Source organism: Micromonospora parastrephiae, assembly GCF_016802865.1.
Taxonomy (GTDB): domain Bacteria; phylum Actinomycetota; class Actinomycetes; order Mycobacteriales; family Micromonosporaceae; genus Micromonospora; species Micromonospora parastrephiae.
The window spans coordinates 1-2,974 of sequence record NZ_JAEVHM010000352.1; the positions used below are offsets into that span (position 1 = coordinate 1).

The 2,974-nt window shown below is 58.0% G+C and carries 2 rRNA genes; both read right to left on the reverse strand.

Features of this window, described 5'->3' with window-relative positions:
* Positions 1-1,932: ribosomal RNA gene (locus JNW91_RS30835) — 23S ribosomal RNA — on the reverse strand; the annotation flags it as partial.
* A 377-nt stretch (positions 1,933-2,309) separates the two neighbouring features.
* Positions 2,310-2,974 (reverse strand): 16S ribosomal RNA (locus JNW91_RS30840); the annotation flags it as partial.

Here is a 2,974-nt window from a genome sequence, read left to right on the forward strand (position 1 = left end):
GGGCTTCACGTCTCCGGCCCCCCTTCTCCCTAAGTTACGGGGGCAATTTGCCGAGTTCCTTAACCACAGTTCGCCCGATCGCCTCGGTATTCTCTACCTGACCACCTGTGTCGGTTTGGGGTACGGGCCGCTAAGAACTCGCTAGAGGCTTTTCTCGGCAGCATAGGATCACTGACTTCACCTGAATCGGCTCGGCATCACGTCTCAGCCTTCATGTGTTGCGGATTTGCCTACAACACGGCCTACACGCTTACCCCGGCACAACCACCGGCCGGGCTCAGCTACCTTCCTGCGTCACCCCATCGCTTGACTACTACCCGCCAGGTTCCCACGCTCCCCACATCAGATCCGAAGACCCTCAGCAGTTCGGGTGGTTAGCACAACGAGGTTCATCAGGGACGCTCTTTCGCGGGTACGGGAATATCAACCCGTTGTCCATCGACTACGCCTCTCGGCCTCGCCTTAGGTCCCGACTCACCCAGGGCGGATTAGCCTGGCCCTGGAACCCTTGGTCATCCGGCGGAAGGGTTTCTCACCCTTCTTACGCTACTCATGCCTGCATTCTCACTCGTGCCGCGTCCACAACTGGGTCACCCCGCTGCTTCACTCGCGGCACGACGCTCCCCTACCCATCCACACACCTGCACAAGGAATCAAGTCCAAGCGAGGTTGAAATGTGAATGCCACAGCTTCGGCGGTGTGCTTGAGCCCCGCTACATTGTCGGCGCGGAACCACTTGACCAGTGAGCTATTACGCACTCTTTAAAGGGTGGCTGCTTCTAAGCCAACCTCCTGGTTGTCTATGCGACCCCACATCCTTTTCCACTTAGCACACGCTTAGGGGCCTTAGCTGGTGATCTGGGCTGTTTCCCTCTCGACTACGAAGCTTATCCCCCGCAGTCTCACTGCCGCGCTCTCACTTACCGGCATTCGGAGTTTGGCTGATTTCGGTAAGCTTGTGGGCCCCCTAGACCATCCAGTGCTCTACCTCCGGCAAGAAACACGCGACGCTGCACCTAAATGCATTTCGGGGAGAACCAGCTATCACGGAGTTTGATTGGCCTTTCACCCCTAACCACAGGTCATCCCCCAACTTTTCAACGTTGGTGGGTTCGGCCCTCCACGCGGTCTTACCCGCGCTTCAGCCTGCCCATGGCTAGATCACTCCGCTTCGGGTCTAGGACACGCGACTGAATCGCCCTATTCAGACTCGCTTTCGCTACGGCTCCCCCACACGGGTTAACCTCGCCACATGCCACTAACTCGCAGGCTCATTCTTCAAAAGGCACGCCGTCACCCCGCAAGGCTCCGACGGATTGTAGGCGAACGGTTTCAGGTACTATTTCACTCCCCTCCCGGGGTACTTTTCACCATTCCCTCACGGTACTCGTCCGCTATCGGTCACCAGGAAGTATTTAGGCTTACCAGGTGGTCCTGGCAGATTCACGGCAGATTTCAGGGGTCCGCCGCTACTCGGGAACACCCACAGAAGGTCAGCAACTTTCACCTACCGGACTTTCACCGTCTACGGTCAGCCATTCCAGACTGTTCGACTAGCCACCAACTTTGTAACTTCTCGAACAAGTGTCAGCTTGTTCAGCAGGGTCCCACAACCCCAACCACGCAACCCCTGACAGGTATCACACGCAGCCGGTTTAGCCTCAATCCGCTTTCGCTCGCCACTACTCACGGAATCACTAAATTGTTTTCTCTTCCTACGGGTACTGAGATGTTTCACTTCCCCGCGTTCCCTCCACACACCCTATGTGTTCAGGTGTGGGTGACACCACATGACTGGTGCCAGGTTTCCCCATTCGGACACCCTGGGATCACAGCTTGGTTGACAGCTCCCCCAGGCCTATCGCGGCCTCCCACGTCCTTCATCGGCTCCTGGTGCCAAGGCATTCACCGTTCGCCCTTGACAACTTGACCACAAAGATGCTCGCGTCCACTGTGCAATTCTCAACAAACGACCAACCCACAACCCGATCCGCCCCACACCAAACCCAGTCCTCAGACCAGCGGTATGTGGAGCCAGGCCATGCCTGGCAACCTCACGAAACCCGAAGTTCCGCTACGGCTCTGAAACAACAACACGATGGTTGTTCCTTCAGGACCCAACAGGGTGCTCACATCTCTCCTCAGCCGCACCGAGACCATCCGTTCCCACCACCCGAAAGTGGCTGTACTAGGTGAACCCGGCCGTTGCCGAGGAAAAACTTGCCAGTGTCTCCGCCATCTGAGCACCCCACCACCACAGACGGGCAGTGCGGGCTCCTTGCACCCTTTCGGGTGAAGGTGCTCCTTAGAAAGGAGGTGATCCAGCCGCACCTTCCGGTACGGCTACCTTGTTACGACTTCGTCCCAATCGCCAGCCCCACCTTCGACGGCTCCCTCCACAAGGGTTGGGCCACCGGCTTCGGGTGTTGCCGACTTTCGTGACGTGACGGGCGGTGTGTACAAGGCCCGGGAACGTATTCACCGCAGCGTTGCTGATCTGCGATTACTAGCGACTCCGACTTCACGGGGTCGAGTTGCAGACCCCGATCCGAACTGAGACCGGCTTTTTGGGATTCGCTCCACCTCACGGTATCGCAGCCCATTGTACCGGCCATTGTAGCATGCGTGAAGCCCTGGACATAAGGGGCATGATGACTTGACGTCATCCCCACCTTCCTCCGAGTTGACCCCGGCAGTCTTCGATGAGTCCCCGCCATAACGCGCTGGCAACATCGAACGAGGGTTGCGCTCGTTGCGGGACTTAACCCAACATCTCACGACACGAGCTGACGACAGCCATGCACCACCTGTGACCGCCCCCGAAGGACCCCCCATCTCTGGAGGTTTTGCGGCCATGTCAAACCCAGGTAAGGTTCTTCGCGTTGCATCGAATTAATCCGCATGCTCCGCCGCTTGTGCGGGCCCCCGTCAATTCCTTTGAGTTTTAGCCTTGCGGCCGTACTCCCCAGGCGGG